The organism is Sphingomonas sp. 320_CC (genome assembly GCF_059691795.1).
The window spans coordinates 17,201-35,475 of sequence record NZ_JCAWAE010000004.1 but is presented as its reverse complement, the minus strand read 5'-3'; the positions used below and the strand labels follow the sequence as shown (position 1 = coordinate 35,475).

Here is an 18,275-nt window from a genome sequence, read left to right as displayed (position 1 = left end):
CACGCGTCTAGCGAGGGCGGCGCGTTCCAATTGGATATGCCGCCTCGCCCTGATTCTCGTGCTCAAAATCCATTGCCGAACCTAACGGTGCATCGATCGATTTCGGGGAATCTTGCGACTGCATCTACCCGATCAGGCCGGCGGGTTGCCCGATCCGCCGTTGAGTGCAGCGGGATGTTTGTGGGTATCGGTGGCTGAGGCTCGGGCTGGCGCCGCATCCGCGCTGCTCCCGGCGAGCATGCCGTTCAACGAACTGCCGGTCATGCCGAGTTCCGCCATCAGGCCATCGATGAGCGGGCCGCCGACGCGGTAGCGCATCGCCGCCGCGACCGCGGCATCGGCGAGGTTGCCTTGGCCGCCGCCGGACGCGCTGTCGCTGCCGCCGTCACCGTGAAGCCCGCGCGCATCGAGGATGCTGATCTTGTCGATATTTTCCATCGGCTTGCTGGCCGCAGAGATGATCGCGGGCAGGGCTTCGAGCATCGCGCGCCGGATCAGCAGCGCGGTCTGCGCGTCGCTGAGCAGATTGGTTGCTTCGTTGAGCGATGCCTGACCTGCGGCATCGACCTTGAAGGCTGCCTCGCGACCTTCCGCGCGGGCCTTTTCGGCGTCGGCCTCGGCAGTTGCTTCGGTGCGCACCGCACCCGCGCGGGCCTCAGCGGCTTCCTTCTCGGCGGTCGCGGCGACGGTGATGCCGACCGCCTCTTCCTGCGCGCGCTGGGTGGCTGCAATCACAGCCACGTTCTTGTTGCGGTTGGCGATCTCGGTTGCCTTGGCGGTGGCGACGCTTTCCTCGGCGCGGACGGCGAGCGCGCGGGCCTCGTTCGCTGCGGCGGTAGCGGTCGATTCCTCCTCGGACTTCTGCGCGGTCTGTACGGCGGTCGTTATGCGCGCGATCTCGATCGTGCGGTCGCGTTCGATCGTCGCGGTCTGGATCGCACCGTCACGCGCGATGGTTGCGGTCTGGATCACCTTGTCGGCTTCGGTCTGCGCGACCGTCTGCGCTTGGCTGGCGGTGATGCGGGCGATCTCGGCGAGACGGGTCTGCTCGGCTTCGGCGGTGGCGATCGCGGTCGCCTGTTCGGCGCGGCGGGCGGACAGCGTCTGCTCCTGCGTCAGCCGTGCCTGCTCGGCGGCCTGAGCGATCTCGAGCGACTGATTGTTCGCATCGAGGTTGCGCTGCTCGATCTCGACGCGGTTGGTGGCGACGATGTCGTTGCGGATCTTCTTGCGCTCCTCGATCGTCCGCGTGAGCACGGTCAGCCCCTCGGCATCGAACGCGTTGTTCTCGTTGAAATGCTCGAACGCGGTCTGGTCGAAATGCGTGATGCTGACGGACTCGAGCTGGAAGCCGTTCATGTCCAGATCGGTCATCAGCGCCTCCTGCACCTTCTGGATGAAGTCGGCGCGGTTGGCGTGGAGGTGCTCCATCGTCATCGTCGCGGCGACCGAGCGCAGCGCGGACACGAGCTTGCCGTCGAGCAGCGACTTTACCGCGTCGGGGCTGTTGACCGAATCGCCAAGCGTCTGTGCGGCGGCGGCGATCGATTCCGCGTCGGGCTTTACCTTGATATGGAACAGCCCGACGACGTCGACCCGCAGCTTGTCGAGCGTGATCAGCGCATCCTTGTTCAGGCGCGAGACCTCCAGCTTCACGGTCGTCAGGCGGACCTGCATCAGTTCGTGGAGCACGGGGATGACCATGATGCCGCCGTTGAGCACGACCTTCTCGCCGCCGAAGCCAGTGCGGATCAGCGCCACGTCCTTGGTCGCGCGGCGGTAGAGCCGGGTCAGGATGATGCCGATCACCACGAGTGCGAACAGGACGATACCGGCGTAGATCAGGACGTTCAGAAGCTGTGCGGGCATGAAACCCTCCCCGGTTATGCGTTGGTTAGATCGGCCGCAGAAGCGCGTTGGCTTCCGGCAGTGCGTAGAAGAGTTTGCCGTCGCGGCGGACGATCAGCGCGGTCTCGCCGGCGGCGATCGCGTCGGCCTCGTCATGCGGCTCGACCATGATGAAATGCGCCTGGCCGTGCTGGTCGACGATCTTTGCGCGGGCGGGCGATCCGCGGCGGGCGGTGCCCTCGAGGATGGTGCCGCGGCGGCGGAGGAAGTCGTCGGTCGAGATCACGCTGGTCTCGAAGCCGGGCATGATCCGGGCGAGGCCGTTGGCGGCAAGCGTGTTGAGCAGGCTGCCCGCGATCAGCGCGCCACCCGAGGCGAGGCCCCAGTGAAGCGGGCCGCCGGCCAGCGCGGTCGCGCCCTGCTGGATGGCGATCCCGGCCAGCGTGAAGCAACCAAGCAGCGAAGTCAGCCAGATTAGGATCGGCAGTTCATGGCCCAGCCCAAGCCAGTCGAGCACGCCGCCATCGGCCTCGGCATGGACGTCCGCGTGGAGATCGAGATGGCCGAGCCCCAGACCGATCGCCTCGATCAGCCCAATCCCGATCATGATGACGAACGCGATCGCGAAGGGCACGTAGGCGGGCGTCAGGAAGATCGTGAACATCGGCCGTAGCGCTGGTGAGGACCCTGGTTCTGCATGGGCGAACGGGTAGCGGACAGACGACAACGCTTCGTTACGAAACGCCGGCCGATCCGGTCTTTCCACTCCATGCGTCGATACTCCCCAGAGCGAGGCTAGCTCTACGCCGATGCGTTCGCAACGCGGGTTGCGGGAGATCGGCCGGGTTTCGATCCATCCTCTGCACAGGATCTGCACGACAAGCGAGCGGACTGCACACGGATCTCGCGATCGGTCGATCACAGAGCCACGGCAAAGCCGATCCTCGACAATCGGGGAGTGCGAAGATGGATCGTCATGGAAGTCTGGTGGCCAAGATCGGCTCTGCCCTGGCGCTGATCGTCCTGGCGGAGATACTGATCGCCGATGGCAATGGCGCGGTCGTGGGTGGGTTTGCATTCGCCTGGATCATCGCCCTAGTCCTGACGCGTAGGGCGATCTGGAACGACGGGGCGGCGCTACTGGCATTGATTGCCGGCGCCGGGTTGGCGGTGGTGCTCGTCGAAGATCCGAGCGTCCTTGGCTGGGTTCTGTTCTGGACGGCGATCTCGCTTGCTGCGCTCCTGCCGCGACACAGGTTCGACGATGCGCTGGCTTGGGCTCGCAGGCTTGGCTGGCACGCGATGTCCGCCGTCATTGCGCCGTTGAAGGATGCTGCGCGGCTGTCGATGGTCCACCAGCGTCGAGGGCCGCCCTCCGGCGGCATCCGCGCAATCGGGGCTGTCGTCGCGTTGCCCCTGTTGGGCGGCGTGGTTTTCGTTGGGCTGTTCGCGAACGCCAATCTGCTGATCGGTCAGGCATTCTCGCGGATCGTGCTGCCGGATCCGTGGGCGGTGACATGGCGGACGGTGTTCGGGCTCTGTGTGCTGGTTACGATCTGGGCAAGCTTGCGGCCAAGCCGGCGCACGACGCGGGCATCGCGTATGGACGAACGCTCGATCGGCATGGCGTTCGAGCCGGGGGTGGCGACGCTGGTTCTTTCGCTCGTGACGTTCAACGTGATTTTCGCGGTCGAAAACACGCTCGACATCGTGTTCCTGTGGAGCGGTGCGGGACTGCCTGCGGGCGTGACGATGGCGGACTATGCGCACCGCGGCGCGTATTCGTTGATCGTGACTGCGCTGCTCGCTGCGGTGTTCGTGCTGCTGGCTTTACGTCCGGGCAGTGCAGCCGCGGCGAGCCCGCTGGTGCGACGTCTAGTAACGGTCTGGCTCCTCCAGAACCTGCTGCTGGTCGCGTCGAGTGCGTTGCGAACGCTCGATTATGTCGACGCCTACGGAATGACGGTTCTGCGGCTGTCCGCGCTTGCGTGGATGGGCCTCGTGGCCACGGGACTGGCGCTGATCGGCTGGCGACTGCTGGCACGCAAGTCGGCTTCGTGGCTGATCAACGCCAATGCGCTGGCGGCTGTCACGGTTTTGGTGGCGGCGAGCGTCGTCGATCTTGGCGCGACCGCCGCGGCGTGGAATGTCCGCACGACGCTCGCCAGAGGCAAGGCGGGACCGCCGCTCGACCTCTGCTATATGGCGCGGCTCGGGTCACCATCGCTGGTCTCGCTGGCGATGCTGGAGCGGCATGCGAAACGGGCCGGTCTGCGCGACCGGCTGGCCTATCTGCGGTGGGAAAACCAGACCGAAACTGCGGACGCGCAAGCCGATTGGCGCCGCTGGACGCCGCGCAACGCGAGACGCCTCGCGACGGTCCGGGCGATGTTCGGTACCAAGGCGCCGCGTCTGCGGTCGGCGCCGGACGGACGGCGTTGCGACGGGGTGATCCTGCCGCCGCTCTTGGTGGAGGGTCCGTCAGCGCCGCCGTCCGCTCCAGCGCCGCAGATGCCTGCGCCTGGCATTCCGGCACCAAAGCCGTTGACGCCGGGTGCGCAACAATGATCCTGTGCCCGATGCCTCGCACCATCCTGGTCGTCGACGACGATCCTCATATCCGCCAGCTGCTCGTGTTCGCGTTCGACAAGGCCGGGCTCGGCGCGATCGAGGCGGCGGACGGCGAGGCCGCGCTGGCGCTCGTCGAGACTCATGCGCCCGACCTGGTCGTACTCGACATCAACATGCCGCGGATGGACGGGCTGGAGGTGTGTCGACGCCTTCGTGGCGGAGAGGGCAGGGCGGACATACCGATCCTCTTCCTGTCGAGCCGCGACGACGAGATCGACCGGGTGCTCGGCATCGAACTCGGCGCCGACGATTATGTGGTGAAGCCGTTTTCGCCGCGTGAGGTGGTGGCGCGCGTGATGGCGATCCTGCGACGCACCTCCGCGCGGGCGCCGAACGTCGAGGACGGGCGCGATCTCTCGCATGGCCGGTTGCGGCTCGACCTGGAGGGATGGCGCGCGCTGTGGAACGAGGTCGAGATCGCCCTGACCGTTACCGAGTTCCAGATCCTCCGGCTGCTCGCGTCGATGCCGGGTCGGGTATTCAGCCGCGACGCGATCATCGATCGGCTGCACGGCCCCGGTTTCGCGGTCACCGACCGGACGATCGACAGCCATATCCGCAACCTGCGCGGCAAGTTCGCGAAGGCCGGCGCCGACGACCTGATCGAGACGCGGGCGGGGATCGGCTATCGTCTCGGATCGTGCACAGGCGCGTGATCGGCGGGATCAAGGACTGGGCGAAACGCCACTGGCCCCGGTTGCGGTTGCGGACGATCCTGTTCGCGACGCTGTTCCTGGTCGCCGCGTTACCCGGATTCGGCGCGGTGTTCCTGCGCGTCTATGAGAACACGCTCGTTCGCCAGACCGAGGCGGAGCTGGTCGCGCAGGGTGCGGCGCTGTCCGCGACGGCGGCGGCGCTCTGGCCTGCCGCCCCGCCCGGTCGGATTGCGCACCACGAGGTTGCAGGCGACGACAACCCCTATGTGCAGGCGCCCGCATCCGGCATCGACCTCAGCACGACGCCCATCCGCGCGGAGCGGCCACCGGTCGCGGCTGGTCCTAGACCATCGCCCGATGCGGTGGTCGCCGCCACGCTCCTTTCGCCGATCATGGACGCGACGCGGTCCACCACGCTGGCCTCAATCATCCTTCTCGATCGCAACGGCAGCATCGTCGCCGGGAGTTCGGCCGTCGGTAGCTACGCCGCACTCCCCGAAGTTGCCGCTGCACTTGCCGGAAGCGCCTCAACCACGCTCCGCCGCAACGGCGCATACCGCGCGACCTACCGCTTCGAATGGCTGTCCCGAGCCGCAGCGATCCGCGTCCATTACGCACGCCCGATCATCGTTGGCGACCGCGTGGTTGGCGTGCTCCTGCTGTCGCGTTCCGCCCGTGCGCTGTTCCGGGGACTGTATGAAGACCGCGGCAAGATCGCGCTTGGCATTGCCGCGATCTTTGGGCTGCTCGTGGTGCTGAGCGGCGTCATTTCCCGCGGCGTCACGCGCCCGATCGAACAGCTCGGCGCGGCAACGCGCGCAGTTGCAAGCGGCGGCGGTCGCGTCCCCGATCCGCCACCGACCGCGGCGATCGAGATCCAGGGCCTCTACGCCGATTTCGCGGTGATGGCAGCGGCGATCGACCGGCGTTCGCGCTATCTGCGCGATTTCGCCCACGCGGTCAGCCACGAGTTCAAGACCCCGCTCGCCGGCATCCGCGGCGCGGTGGAATTGCTTCAGGATCACCCGGACATGGCGGCGGTAGATCGCTACCGCTTCCTGGCGAATGCTGAAGCCGACGCGCGCCGGCTGACCCTTTTGGTAACGCGACTGCTGGACTTGGCTCGTGCCGACATGGCGGAACCGGAAGACGCTAGCATCAACGCCGGGGAAGTTGTCGCGAGGGTCGCCGGTTCCTGGCGAACGGCGAATTTCGCGATCGAATTTGTCTGTGACTCCGCCCTACCCATGGTGCGTGTGCCAGCGGCGACGTTGGAGGCCGTTCTCGTAACATTGTTGGAAAACAGCCGACAGGCAAACGCCCAATTGGTGACGATCCGTATGCTTGTCGAGGATACCTCCCTGAAACTCCTAGTCGTCGATGACGGTCGCGGCGCGTCTCTTGCAGACCGGGCACGATTGTTCGAGCCGTTCTTTACGACGAAGCGGGACAAGGGTGGGACCGGTCTTGGACTCGCGATTGCTCGATCACTGTTGGAGGCCAGTTCGGGGGAATTGGTGACAATGGACGGCGAGAATCTTGGGTTCATGATCAGCTTACCCATTCATTCCGCAAAAATGTACGTGGCTTGCGCTACCTAGCATAATAAGCAGTTTTATTTACCGCGAGACACATATAACTATTCATTGTATCGGCACGAACACCACTTAGCACAAATAACGTATTGTGTCAGGCCTGTCAACAGCAAAGACCCATAACCTGTCATTCAAAGTGCATTTCGGGCCGCCCCGTTTGGCCGCTCAAGCAATACTATTTGAAGCCTGGTAATGGCCTATTGCTGTGATTAAACACACTTGTCGCCCTCGCGCTCTACGCGAGAAATCTCTGCGTATCATCTTGAGGGTACCAGATAGCGGAATTCTGTTGCGCGCCGCGATCGGGTAACACTGCACCTCCCTCGCGAAAGGTACGTTATGCGTTCTGGCCCTGCCCTCCTCGCCTTGGTGCTTACCGCCGGCTCCGTTGCTGCCGCTCGACCAGCACCGTCGCCTGCCCTGATGGCAGCGGTAAAGGCGTCAACGCGCTCACCTGCCAACGTCGCGCGCGATCGCTATCGCCACCCCGTCGAGACGCTGCGCTTCTTCGGGGTGAAACCCACGGACACCGTGGTCGAAATTTGGCCGAGCGGAGGATGGTACACGGAAATCCTCGGTCCGTATCTGGCAGCGCATGGGACGCTATACGCGGCCGGGCCGGACGACAAAGGGCTTGCTGCGGTCAAGGCCAAACAGTCCGCGGCGCCGTCTGCGTACGGCTCCGTGAGATTCGCGACATTCCCGGCCGGACCGGGCGCGACCTCGGTGCCAGCCGGCAGCGCGGACGTCGTCCTGACCTTCCGCAACGTCCATAATTGGCGCTTCGGTGCGACCGACCGGACGCAAGCGGCCTTCGATCAGATGTTCGCCATGCTGAAACCGGGCGGCACGCTGGGCGTCGTCGAGCATCACTTGCCCGAGGCGTCCGGTACGATCGAGGAGGCGCGCAGCGGTTACATGAAGCGTTCGTCCATCCTCGCCTATGCGACCAAAGCCGGCTTCAGGCTCGCCCGCGAGAGCGCGATCAATTCCAATCCCAAGGATACGCACGACTACCCCAAGGGGGTGTGGACACTGCCGCCGGGCTTCGCGGACGGTGATCACGATCGCGCGCGTTACGCTGCCATTGGCGAGAGCGACCGAATGACACTGAAGTTCATGAAGCCGAAGTAATCGGGTGCGGTGACAGTATCCCCGAAGGTCGGCGTCGCGCCATTTCTGGCGTGCGCGTTTAGGTCGTCTGCCAAATCTGGCGCGATCGCCGACCGCTCGCGGAACTCGACCGCCCGCCTCCCGACCGCCGCTTGAAGTGAACCATGTCGCGCTATTCGATCTCGTGCGAGCGGCGACGGTTCCTGTGCCGCCTCCAAGGGCTGGCTCGAAGCGCTGACCCGCTCGCTTGCTGCCAAACTGGGACTGAGCGGGATAACGGTTGACGAAAAAGCCTGGATACTTTGCGTCCGAGGCCAATGCTGCGATGATGTCCGACGACGAGACCGCCGATCGGTCGGGTTCTTCGCCTCGGGGGTTTGGACCCAGAAGCCAATATTTCCCGCGCCTGCCTGGCCGCTTAACTTCAGACGCTCGTTCGGCGGATCGCCAGCGAAACTGTTGTCAAGTAAGGCGGCCTCCAAACTACAATCAGCCGAAGACACGCGACGAGGCTGAATACACTACGGACTCACAGAGTATTCTACTGGCATCCACTATTTACCGGATCAGCCCTTCGGATCGTTAGAGCTAGCCAAATTCACCGCGAGACGCGGCCAACGGGCCAGAACATGCTGGAGGAATGCCGACGCGGCTGGTGGCAAAGTGCGATCGGCGAGCCACGCCATGCCGATCGTCCGGCTAATCATAGGAGCCGTCAGCGGACGGGAGACAAGCGTAACCTGCCCCAGCATGGCGAGCGTCGATTGGGGTAGCGCGCTGATCCCGAGACCGGCCGCCAGCGCGCCGAAATCCACGGCCGGGTGGGAGTCGAGATGCGTTGAATAACCGGCGTCCCGATTGTGGAAGCGCACCACCCGGTAGCCGAGAGCTACGAGTTCGGCGCAGAACGGGGTGGTCCAGCGGATCATCTGGGTGCCAAGTCCTGCAATCAGGACGATTACTTCGCCGTATTTGCTATGACAGGTGTCAGGGCCAAGCGTGTTTGCAGGGACCGGGACCGTGAACGCGCGTTATTTTCGGAGCAACCATTCAAAAGCATGGGTAATCGCGTCGCGACCGTCGTGCGTAATCGGTGCACCATGGGCCGTCAGTACTCCCAAAGTCGGCCATGCTATAATGCGTTGCACCGAAGTTCGCGCTATCTCCCGATTGCGAAACGACATTCGGAATTTCCGGGGAACGGTTGGCCTGGTCGCGGTAAGCAAATCGAGCTTTGCAACGACGGATCGCCATCCTCTGAACCAACCGGGCTCAAAGTGCTGGATCAGGTCAGTGAAGATCGCCGTGCGGCTTTGGCGGTGGAAGAAGACGACTTCCGTCGTGATACTGTTTCCGTCCACCATGATCTGATCGACCTCACCCGACCATTCCTTGGCAGGTGCGTCCTTAAGGTCATGATCCCACTTCAAGGCCGGCCGTTTGGCGCGCAACGCCGGCACGGCATATGACTTTGCTGCCGGGTATGCGCTTTGCCACTCGCCAACGAACATATGATGCAACGTGTTCGGAGCGACGATGTGACGCACCGGCCCAAGGGAATCAATCGCGATCTTGAGGTCACTGGATAGTGCTATGGGCGACCAAACGAATAAAGAGCCATCGAACAGCCGTATAACGATCGTCCGCGTCGGAAAGGCGAAGCCAGCGACGGAAACACTTGGCCCGTCCGCCGTCCATATTTCTTTGCCAAATCGTCGCAGCATTTCCGCCCCCCTCGTCCAAGGGACTCTAGGACACCCCCGAAGCAGTGGGTAGTGGAAGGCAACGTCATCTTCGCGGATGCACGACAATCTAGCCCCTACGCTGGCAGCTATGTCGAACGGCCTGACCGGTGCTGCCTATCATTGGACTTACCAGGGGCGATCAACCGATCCGGCCCACGCTCGATCGGTCGACCGGGCGCGTATCCTCCCGCCCTAACCCCAGAAAGTCTTGCGATCGAGGAGATCGGCGTACGCTCCAGCCGCGGCATCGATGATCTTCGATTTTTTTCGATGCGCCAATAGTCTTTTGGCATCGGGATCGTCCCGCAAGCCCAGCCGGCCCAGAACCGATGGCGCAGTCGCCATATCGTTCAGCGCGCCGAGCTGATCCTGCAGCTTCTCCAGTGATTTAAAGAACTTCCCGTAGCGACGTGCACGCTTCTGGCTCGGGAATAGGGACCCGAGAAACTCCGCGCCGTAGCGTAGCCGTTTGCCGGCCTTGCGGACTTCATGCCGCTCCTCGTCCGTTTGGGAGGCAAGGGACTTACCACGTTTGCGGACGCGCCGCCTCAGCGCGTGAAGGGTCTCCGCTGCGAACTGCCTTGCTGGCGCGTCCCGAGCATCGCGCATTGACGGCGCGGTGCGCCATGCCCCGCATACCAGCCACTCCGTCAGATCGAGCATCAACGCCCGAACCCGGTCCGAGCCCAACGCGGTGCGAACCGCAGCATAGGCAGCATTGCGAGCCCGGTCGAGTTCCTGAAACAGCGAGACCCCGGGCTGCGCCTTCGCCAGCAACACGTCTAAGTCGCGCGCTTCACCCAGCAACGAGCTCAGCCAGCGCAATTCGCTCTGGAAATGCGGCACTTCGTCGCCGTCGAGCAACGACTTGAAGATCGACAATGCAGACCGCAGCCGACGCAACGACACGCGCGCCTGATGCAGTGCCTCGGCGTCGGCTTGGTCGAGCAGAACAGTTTCGTTCAGGCGGTACTGACGTATGCACGAGCCTACGACTGCCTCGAAAGCGTCCGCTGCGGATGCAGTCCGGCTCAACGCCACCTTCTCCGCCTTGAACGCCTTGGATGCTGGACGAAGCAGGTCGTAGCCGCGCTCGGACTTGGTCACGACGCCCAGGCGGACCGGAAACTCCGCCGCTATCGTCTTGGCCAGCGCAAACAAGGCGGCGGGCTCTCCCCGCTTCAACTCCAGCTCGATCTCGCAGACCGGCGACTGGCGGTCACCCGCGGCGACGTACCCACGATCCAACACCAGTTCGATCGACGCCTCGCCACAATCGACCATCCACGTCAGGCGCTCGACCGCGACCGTGAAGATCGGAGTGACGGTGCCTGCCTCGTCGCCGAGCAGCGTGGGAATGGGCGTCCGGTCGTCAACGACCGGATTCATATCGGCCACCTCGATTTCCCATTCGGATCGCGCGAAGAGACCCGCCGCCTTGGCGTCCGCGACCTTGATCGTCTGTGTCAGCGTGTCGCCGGACTGGCGGATGCGCAACGAGACGCCACCTTGCGAAAGCGCTAGGTCGGGCGTGTCGAAATAGATCGCGCGCATTTGCCGCGTACTCGCCGGGACATCGAACAGGTCGCCCCCTGCAAAGGCATCGGCCGCCGCGGCGTCCAATACCAACTTCAGTTCAACTTCCTGTGCCACCCGATACCTTCCCGCAAAATCGCGACGTCTCGTACCCAGGGCAACCTGTGATAGGTTCGCTGGTTCCCCAGTAGTTGCACGCTCGGTCTTTGCGCACTCGACGCTATTGGCTGGCAAAGCTATTCGCAGCCGTTCCGGAAACGCATCTGTCGCTGTAGACGGCCTCGGTCGGACCGCAGCTTGCGGCGGCCGGGTCAACTGGCGGCAGGGCTGAAAACGAGCGGAAAGCTGCAGCCCGTTTCAGTGGCCCGACGCGTTCGAAAACACGTTCATGACAACGACACCGGCGACGATCAGGCCCATGCCAATGATAGCAGCGGTATCGAGCTTTTGACCCTGGAATGCCCATGCAGCCGTCGAGATAAGAACAATGCCGACGCCCGACCAAATAGCGTATGCAACGCCCGTCGGGATCGTACGGAGGGTCAGTGAGAGGAAGTAGAAGGCGATACCGTAGCCGACGACTGTAACGACGGTCCAAGGCATGCGGGTGAAACCATGCGACTGCTTCATTGCAGTCGTAGCACAAACCTCGGAGACGATCGCGATTGCGAGCATGAGATAGTTCATGCACGACCCGCTAGCACACGAAATGCGACCAATTTGCGACGCTCGCTGCCCCGGGGCGGGGGCCCTGTCATTGAGGGGCGTCGCCCGGCAGCGCGAAGTCAGCAGACCCGGAACCGGACGTTCGTGCACCCTCCCCGCCCCCCACCTTCAGCCCTCCATTTATCTCAAATCATCCGTGCCTCGCTCCGGCGCAGTGTCATCGAAGTGCCGCTGTTCCGTCATCACCACGAAAAACGCACGGGCTAGCTGCCCCTCGAACCGGTGGAACCAAACCGGCAACCTCTAGGGGCATCATGAAATTCATCACCAGCAGTGCGCTCGTCGCGCTGCTTGCCGGCACGCCTGCACTCGCTCAGACCGCACAGGACCTTCCCGCGAACGCGGCCCAGCCGAACGACGAAAACCAGATCGTCGTCACCGGCACGCGCGACCGATCGCGCACGCAGTTCGATACGCTCGCCCCCGTCGACGTCCTGTCCAGCGAGGCGGTACGCTCGAGCGTTTCGGGCGATCTCTCCGATACGCTGGCGCAGCTCCTGCCCTCGTTCAATGTCCAGCGTCTGCCCGCAGCAGACGGCCAAGCCTTCGTACGCCCCGCCACCCTACGCGGTCTGTCCGCGGATCAGACGCTCGTGCTGATCAACGGCAAGCGATATCACCGTTCAGCCCTGCTCGGCACGCGGGGCGCGCAAGCGCCCGATCTGGCGGGCATCCCATCGCTCGCGATCAAGCGGATCGAGGTGCTGCGCGACGGCGCGTCCGCGCAATATGGCTCAGACGCGATCGCCGGGGTGGTCAACATCATCCTCGACGACACCGCCGGGATGGATGCGTTCGGCCAGTTCTCCCAATATTATAAGGGCGACGGCAAGGAGTATCAGACCGGCGCTCGGGGCGGCATCGCTCTCGGCGACCGCGGCACGATCGTCGTCACCGGCGAATACGACCACAGCGAAGCGACCTCACGCACACGCCAGCGACCCGACGCGATTGCGTTCCAGGCGGCGAATCCAACCTTGGTCGTGCCCAATCCAGTGCAACGCTGGGGCCAGCCCGACGAGGAGCGTATTCGCGGCGCGCTCGACGCGAACTATGCCTTTAGCGATGCCGCCAAATTCTACGTCTTCGGCACCGCGCAAAGTGGCGAAGGCGTGACCGACTTCAACTGGCGCAACCCCGCGGGCACCAGCAGCGTCTATGGCGCGAGTTCGGCTTTTCCCGGCTTCTCGTTCAAGAGCATATATCCGGTCGGTTTCTCGCCGCGTTTCGGCACGACCTATAGCGACTATCAGGGCGATACCGGTCTGCGCGGCGATCTGAGCGACCGGTTCAGCTATGATCTGAGTGCCGCCTTCGGGCGCAGCCGGATCGATTATACGCTCAACGAAAGTCTCAACGCATCGCTCGGACCTGCTAGCCCGACCAGCTTCTATCTCGGCCGCCTCGAACAGCGCGAATTCAACCTGAACGCCGATTTCGTCTATCGCCTGCCAGTCGGCACCGCGGCGCCGGTCAACGTCGCGTTCGGCGCCGAACGCCGTCGCGAAACTTATCAGGTGTCGGCGGGCGATCCGGCATCCTACGCCATCGGGGCCGGCGCTGCGACCGGCCTCGCGCCCAATTCCAACGGCTTTCCCGGTTTCAGTCCTAGCCTCGCCGGCACGTTCGACCAGACCAGCTACGCCGGCTATCTCGATCTCGAATGGCAGCCGATCGATATGGTGACGCTCGGTGCGGCAGGCCGGTACGAAGACTTTTCGGAATTCGGCGACACCTTTAACTACAAGCTTTCAGCTCGTTTCGAGCCGATCAAGGGCATTGCCGCACGCGGCACGTATTCGACTGGGTTCCGCGCGCCCACGCCTGCCCAGCTGAACACGTCGCAGACCACCCAGGGGCTCGACACCACCACGCTACAAGTGTTCAACCAAGGCCGGCTTTCACCAACCGATCCGCTTGCCGTGGCACTGGGGGCGGCCCCCCTGACGCCGGAAACATCGAAGACCGCGACCGCCGGGCTGACCTTCCAGAGCCGCTTCGGCCTGACCGCGAGCGTCGATATCTACCAGATCGACGTCAACAACCGGTTCAGCCAGTCCCGTACTTTCGCGGTCCCAGCCAGCTTCGCCAATCCGCAGCGTTTTACCGCGGTCAGCTACTTCACGAACGACTTCGATACCCGTACGCGCGGCATCGATGCGGTAATCGGCTATGGCCACCGCGTCGGTCCGGGCCGTGCAAATTTGAGCCTGGCCTACAATTACAACCAGACGAAAGTGCGCAGCGGCACGAGTGCCGCAATCCCCAACGAAACCCAGCGACGGATCTTCGAGGAGCGGCTGCCCAAGCATAATGGAACCGCAACGCTAGGCTACGATATCGGCCCGGTCGCGCTGCTCGCACGGGCACGGTATTACGGCGCCTGGACCGACGTCACCGGTAACGCGACGGGCGAACTGTTCCAGCGCTTCGGCTCGATCGCGTTGTTCGACGTATCGGCCGCCTACAAGTTCGACGATCATTTCACGCTGCGGGTCGGTGCTGAGAACGTCGCCAACACCTATCCCGCCGAAGCCACCAACCAAGCTGTCCGCGGCCTGATCTATTCGCGCAATGCGCCATACGATACCGATGGCGGCCAATATTACGTACGGGTGGGAATGAGCTTCTGATGACGACGCCGATCGATCGCCGGCTGTTCTTGACCGGAGCCGCCGCCATGACGGCGGCTCCGGCGGGGGCGGCTATATCCCCGTCGGCGACCGACGACACGGCATTCTGGAAAGAGGTGGCGGCGCAATACGACCCGACGCGCGCGGTGATCCATCTCGAAAACGGCAATTGGGGCATGATGGCGCGCCCCGTCCTTCAAGCCTATGAAAGCAATCTCGAACGGGTCAACCGCGACACGAGCTATTACACCCGGCGCGGCATGGTGAAGGACTGGATGGCGGCACGCGATGCGCTGGCCGCCACGCTACGAGTCCCGGCGGACGAGGTCGCTTTCACGCGCAACGCGACCGAGGCGCTGAAGGCGCTGATCCTGGGATACACCGCGCTGACGCCTGGCGACGCCGTGCTCTACGCGGATCTCGATTACGACAGCATGCAGGCGTGCATGGACAGCCTGAAGTCACGACGTGGCGTGTCGATCGTGAAGATCGCGCTTCCCCAACCGGCTACGCGCCAGTCGCTGATCGACGCCTATGCCGCCGCGATGGAGGCCAATCCGCGGCTGAAGCTGATCCTGCTGACCCATCTGAGCCACCGTACCGGGCTGGTCCTGCCGGCGCGCGAGATCGCGGCGATGGCCCGTGCGCGCGGAATCGCCACGATCGTCGACGCGGCCCATAGCTGGTGCCAGCTCGACATGACACTAGGCGATCTCGACTGCGACTATGTCGGGATCAATTGCCACAAATGGCTGGGAGCGCCCCTTGGTGTCGGCGCGATCCATATCCGACGGTCTGCGCTGTCGGCGATCGACCGCGATCCCGCCAATCCTGCGACCGACCGTGACACCATAAACGCGCGTATCCATACCGGCACGGTAGATTTCGCCGCGCCGCTGACGGTGCCCGTCGCGCTTGCGTTTCAGGAGAAGATCGGCAGCAAGCGCCGCGCCGACCGCCTCGCTGCGCTTCGCAATCGATGGGTCGCGCAGGCCCGCGTGATCCCTGGAATCGAGGTACTGACCCCCGAAGACCCCATGCTCCATGGCGGCATCACCGCCTTCCGCGTCGTTGGAAAGACGAGTTCGGCGGATAACGTGGCGATCGCGAAGACCTTGCTAGATCGGTTCGGTATCTTCACCGTTCACCGTGATGGTCCTGCAACAGGATCCTGCGTGCGAGTCACACCTGCCCTGTTCAACACGATGGCAGACATGGATGCGCTGGCAGCGGCTCTCGTACGGCTACCGGTTTAGCACCCTAATGGTGAGCGCTGAACAGGCGACTTTATCGCCATTGCTTCTACCGCGCTGATCAGCGAGACCTGGTCTATCATCCCGGTCTTGACCGACACGTCTCGAAACAGGCGATAGGTGGTCAGTGCATTGCAAACTTGCCTTCTCCTCGCCCGGACTAGCGCATGGCGACCTGCGTCGGCATCCCGCGAGGGGTGATCGTCATCACGCCGTCCTCGATCGTGACGCGTCCCAACCGCGCGATCTCGGGCTGTCCAAGCAGCGTATAGGGGATGCCGGGTTGGCCGATACGCATCGTCATACGGCCGAGGCTCTGCCCGCCGATCTCGACCGACGCGACGCGCGCGACGCCGACCCGGGTGTAACCGCCAATGCCGACCGCCACCTCCTCGCGCTGCACCGCACGGTCGGCACCGGTCTCGCGCGCGTCTTCGGCCGAAAGGACGCTGTAGGCGGCACCGGTGTCGATGATGGCACGGATGGGCACGCCGTTAATAATCATAGACGCGACGAAGTGCCCGCCCCAGGGATCGCGATTGATCCGCAGGACGCGTGGCGTCCCAAGGGTGACCGGATCGTCGAGGTCGGCCGGATCGATCTCGATGTGCGGTACGGGTGGCGGTGCATACGCCACGACGGCGACCGTCGTGCGCTGTGGCTCGATGCAGGTGACGACGGTACGCGACAGCACGTGACCGTCGCCGTCCTCGTCCGTGGTCTCGGTGGTGGTGATCGTCGCCATGCCAGGCGTCCCCACGCCCCCCTGCCATGCCGCATCGACAACGCGCGTACGTCCGTTGACCGTGGTAACGGTGCGCACGGTGTTTGCGGGGACATCCTGGATCTGTCCCCCGATCTCGACGCGGACCTGAGCGGCGGCGGGTGTCGCGGTGAGCGCGAGCGCGATTGCCGCGGCGTGGACAGTTGCTCTGGTGGCCATCGCCTCCCTCGTTTTCTCTTCCAGGGACATTCGTCCCTGAGGATCAGCGAGATTGTAGCGCGTGTTCGTTTACATACGGTTAGCGTGCGCGGCGGGGGCGTGATGCGGCTCGTTTCGCTGCACGGGGCGGTCGGCGACGTTGCTCGGCTCCGCCGGCCCTGCAGCAGCACTCGGTCAGGCGCAACGAGATGCGTGTCGTCGATCGGGATCGGCGACGAGTCGATCTATAGACGGATACTCGGAGCCTTGTCCGCGCCCTTCCCCTTCATCCGTTCGTCCAATTTCCATTCGCGACCCTGCTCCATTCAGTCGCCCCTGTAAGGCGGCGACTGAATGGATGATCGCGTAGTTACAGCGACCAGCCGCCATCCACGGAGATGGCGGCACCGGTAACAAATCCGCCTAGGTCTGCGCTCATCCAGAGAACAGCGTCGGCGATTTCCTCGGGCTTACCCAGACGACCGACCGGCTCGAGATCGATGGCTTTCTGGATGTCGCCGTTGGTAAAGCGATCCATCATCGGCGTCTCGATGTTGCCCGGCAGGATCGCGTTCACGCGGATATTCTGCTTGGCATAGTCGAGCGCTGCAGATTTCGTCAGGCCGATGATGGCGTGCTTGGAGGCCGCATAGGATGCACCGCCCGCCACACCCCGGACGCCGGCGCCCGACGACGTGTTGACGATCACGCCGCTACCTTGCCGGACCATCTGTGCCAGTTCGTGCTTCATGCACACGAACGTGCCACGAAGGTTGATGTCGAGGATGCGGTCCCACTCGTCGAGCGCGATCTCGGCGACTGGCGCGGCCTTGTTCTCGACGCCGGCATTGTTGAAGGCGATGTCGAGCCGCCCGAAGGTCTCGACGACCTGACGGATCGCCGCCTCGACCTGCTCCGGCTTGGACACGTCGCAAGCGATGACCAACACCTGTGCGCCCGCGGCCCTGACGGCATCCGCAGTTTCGGCAAGCGCATCTTCGGTAAGATCGAGGATCGCGACACGGGCGCCCTCGGTTGCGAACGCAACAGCCGTAGCGCGGCCGATGCCGCTGGCCGCGCCGGTGACGAATGCGACCTTGTCGGAAAAACGATGAGCGTTGGACATAAGAGGACTTCCCGGTTTCAGTTGTGCGGACGGCGGTCGATCACTCGGTCCCGAGCGGCGCGAGATATTCGTCGTCCGTCACCTTCTCCATCCAGGTCACAGGCGAGCCATCGACCGACTCCTGGATGGCGACATGGGTCATGCCTTGATGCGGCGTCGCGCCATGCCAGTGCTTGTGCTCGGCGGGGCACCACAGGATGTCGCCAGCGTTGAATTCCAGCTTCGGGCCATCCGCGATCTGCGTCCATCCGACGCCCTCGGTCACGATCAGCGTCTGGCCGGCGGGGTGGGTATGCCACGCGGTCCGAGCGCCGGGCTCGAAGTGGACGATGGCACCTGAGACGCGAGACGGTTCGTCGCGCTGGAACTGGCCGGTGATCGTGACTTTGCCGGTGAAATAGTCCTCCGGTCCGTCGACGGTCTTCATTTCTGTCTTGCGTGCGATGGTCATGTCGAAACTTCCTCTTTGTGCTTGAACAGAGCTGACGGGC

The 18,275-nt window shown here is 63.9% G+C and carries 15 protein-coding genes; 6 read left to right on the top strand and 9 right to left on the bottom strand.

Features of this window, described 5'->3' with window-relative positions; translation table 11 throughout:
- Positions 1 to 132 precede the first annotated feature (132 nt).
- Positions 133 to 1,869: a flotillin family protein gene (locus tag AC59GX_RS15970; protein ID WP_426282397.1), complete on the bottom strand. Its 1,737-nt coding sequence runs from the start codon at positions 1,867 to 1,869 to the stop codon at positions 133 to 135.
- Between the two features lie 25 nt (positions 1,870 to 1,894).
- Complete coding sequence (locus AC59GX_RS15965) at positions 1,895 to 2,512, bottom strand: OB-fold-containig protein (RefSeq protein ID WP_426282398.1); 618 nt, start codon at positions 2,510 to 2,512, stop codon at positions 1,895 to 1,897.
- Positions 2,513 to 2,814: 302 nt separating this feature from the next.
- Between AC59GX_RS15965 and AC59GX_RS15960 the strand changes: the two genes are divergently transcribed.
- The 4 genes from AC59GX_RS15960 to AC59GX_RS15945 all read left to right on the top strand — a co-directional run bounded on the left by AC59GX_RS15960 (position 2,815) and on the right by AC59GX_RS15945 (position 7,864).
- Positions 2,815 to 4,416: a DUF4153 domain-containing protein gene (locus AC59GX_RS15960; RefSeq protein ID WP_426282399.1), complete on the top strand. Its 1,602-nt coding sequence runs from the start codon at positions 2,815 to 2,817 to the stop codon at positions 4,414 to 4,416.
- A gap of 11 nt (positions 4,417 to 4,427) precedes the next feature.
- Entirely contained in the window at positions 4,428 to 5,135 is a 708-nt protein-coding gene (locus AC59GX_RS15955) for a response regulator transcription factor (protein ID WP_426282400.1), read from the top strand.
- On the top strand, positions 5,120 to 6,736 hold the full coding sequence (locus AC59GX_RS15950) for a sensor histidine kinase (protein WP_497302064.1): 1,617 nt from the start codon (positions 5,120 to 5,122) through the stop codon (positions 6,734 to 6,736). Before AC59GX_RS15955 ends, AC59GX_RS15950 begins: the two co-directional genes overlap by 16 nt.
- Positions 6,737 to 7,069: 333 nt before the next feature.
- The gene (locus AC59GX_RS15945; RefSeq protein ID WP_426282402.1) at positions 7,070 to 7,864 is read left to right on the top strand and encodes a class I SAM-dependent methyltransferase; all 795 of its coding nucleotides are present in this window, start codon (positions 7,070 to 7,072) and stop codon (positions 7,862 to 7,864) included.
- Between the two features lie 545 nt (positions 7,865 to 8,409).
- On the opposite strand, the gene AC59GX_RS15940 is transcribed toward AC59GX_RS15945, so the two are convergent.
- The 4 genes from AC59GX_RS15940 to AC59GX_RS15925 all read right to left on the bottom strand — a co-directional run bounded on the left by AC59GX_RS15940 (position 8,410) and on the right by AC59GX_RS15925 (position 11,811).
- The gene (locus AC59GX_RS15940) at positions 8,410 to 8,772 is read right to left on the bottom strand and encodes a LysR substrate-binding domain-containing protein (protein ID WP_497302063.1); all 363 of its coding nucleotides are present in this window, start codon (positions 8,770 to 8,772) and stop codon (positions 8,410 to 8,412) included.
- A 102-nt stretch (positions 8,773 to 8,874) separates the two neighbouring features.
- Positions 8,875 to 9,567, bottom strand: coding sequence for a DUF4336 domain-containing protein (locus AC59GX_RS15935; RefSeq protein ID WP_426282404.1), 693 nt, complete (start codon positions 9,565 to 9,567; stop codon positions 8,875 to 8,877).
- A gap of 213 nt (positions 9,568 to 9,780) precedes the next feature.
- Positions 9,781 to 11,241: a CYTH and CHAD domain-containing protein gene (locus AC59GX_RS15930; protein ID WP_497302062.1), complete on the bottom strand. Its 1,461-nt coding sequence runs from the start codon at positions 11,239 to 11,241 to the stop codon at positions 9,781 to 9,783.
- A gap of 240 nt (positions 11,242 to 11,481) precedes the next feature.
- Entirely contained in the window at positions 11,482 to 11,811 is a 330-nt protein-coding gene (locus AC59GX_RS15925) for a DMT family transporter (RefSeq protein ID WP_426282406.1), read from the bottom strand.
- 293 nt (positions 11,812 to 12,104) lie between these two features.
- On the opposite strand from AC59GX_RS15925, the gene AC59GX_RS15920 reads away from it, so the two are divergent.
- Positions 12,105 to 14,483 (top strand): TonB-dependent receptor plug domain-containing protein, encoded by a 2,379-nt coding sequence (locus AC59GX_RS15920; protein WP_426282407.1) that lies wholly within the window; start codon positions 12,105 to 12,107, stop codon positions 14,481 to 14,483.
- Positions 14,483 to 15,739, top strand: a complete 1,257-nt coding sequence (locus tag AC59GX_RS15915; protein ID WP_426282408.1) for an aminotransferase class V-fold PLP-dependent enzyme — start codon at positions 14,483 to 14,485, stop codon at positions 15,737 to 15,739. Before AC59GX_RS15920 ends, AC59GX_RS15915 begins: the two co-directional genes overlap by 1 nt.
- 157 nt (positions 15,740 to 15,896) lie before the next feature.
- Here the strand turns inward: AC59GX_RS15915 and AC59GX_RS15910 are convergent, their stop codons facing one another.
- From AC59GX_RS15910 to AC59GX_RS15900, 3 genes are all read right to left on the bottom strand, one after another.
- Complete coding sequence (locus AC59GX_RS15910) at positions 15,897 to 16,679, bottom strand: retropepsin-like aspartic protease family protein (protein ID WP_426282409.1); 783 nt, start codon at positions 16,677 to 16,679, stop codon at positions 15,897 to 15,899.
- 349 nt (positions 16,680 to 17,028) lie between these two features.
- A complete protein-coding gene (locus tag AC59GX_RS15905) occupies positions 17,029 to 17,784 on the bottom strand; it encodes an SDR family NAD(P)-dependent oxidoreductase (protein WP_426282410.1) in 756 nt (251 codons plus the stop codon).
- 40 nt (positions 17,785 to 17,824) lie between these two features.
- A complete protein-coding gene (locus AC59GX_RS15900; protein WP_426282411.1) occupies positions 17,825 to 18,235 on the bottom strand; it encodes a (R)-mandelonitrile lyase in 411 nt (136 codons plus the stop codon).
- Between the last annotated feature and the right edge of the window lie 40 nt (positions 18,236 to 18,275).

Excerpts from the sequence above, each read along its gene's own strand:
- AC59GX_RS15955 (WP_426282400.1), top strand. The coding sequence starts at position 4,428 with ATGCCTCGCACCATCCTGGTCGTCGACGACGATCCTCATATCCGCCAG.
- AC59GX_RS15940 (WP_497302063.1), bottom strand. The coding sequence starts at position 8,772 with ATGATCCGCTGGACCACCCCGTTCTGCGCCGAACTCGTAGCTCTCGGC.
- AC59GX_RS15905 (WP_426282410.1), bottom strand. The coding sequence starts at position 17,784 with ATGTCCAACGCTCATCGTTTTTCCGACAAGGTCGCATTCGTCACCGGC.
- AC59GX_RS15970 (WP_426282397.1), bottom strand. The coding sequence starts at position 1,869 with ATGCCCGCACAGCTTCTGAACGTCCTGATCTACGCCGGTATCGTCCTG.
- AC59GX_RS15945 (WP_426282402.1), top strand. The coding sequence starts at position 7,070 with ATGCGTTCTGGCCCTGCCCTCCTCGCCTTGGTGCTTACCGCCGGCTCC.
- AC59GX_RS15960 (WP_426282399.1), top strand. The coding sequence starts at position 2,815 with ATGGATCGTCATGGAAGTCTGGTGGCCAAGATCGGCTCTGCCCTGGCG.
- AC59GX_RS15915 (WP_426282408.1), top strand. The coding sequence starts at position 14,483 with ATGACGACGCCGATCGATCGCCGGCTGTTCTTGACCGGAGCCGCCGCC.
- AC59GX_RS15935 (WP_426282404.1), bottom strand. The coding sequence starts at position 9,567 with ATGCTGCGACGATTTGGCAAAGAAATATGGACGGCGGACGGGCCAAGT.
- AC59GX_RS15925 (WP_426282406.1), bottom strand. The coding sequence starts at position 11,811 with ATGAACTATCTCATGCTCGCAATCGCGATCGTCTCCGAGGTTTGTGCT.
- AC59GX_RS15920 (WP_426282407.1), top strand. The coding sequence starts at position 12,105 with ATGAAATTCATCACCAGCAGTGCGCTCGTCGCGCTGCTTGCCGGCACG.
- AC59GX_RS15900 (WP_426282411.1), bottom strand. The coding sequence starts at position 18,235 with ATGACCATCGCACGCAAGACAGAAATGAAGACCGTCGACGGACCGGAG.
- AC59GX_RS15910 (WP_426282409.1), bottom strand. The coding sequence starts at position 16,679 with ATGGCCACCAGAGCAACTGTCCACGCCGCGGCAATCGCGCTCGCGCTC.
- AC59GX_RS15965 (WP_426282398.1), bottom strand. The coding sequence starts at position 2,512 with ATGTTCACGATCTTCCTGACGCCCGCCTACGTGCCCTTCGCGATCGCG.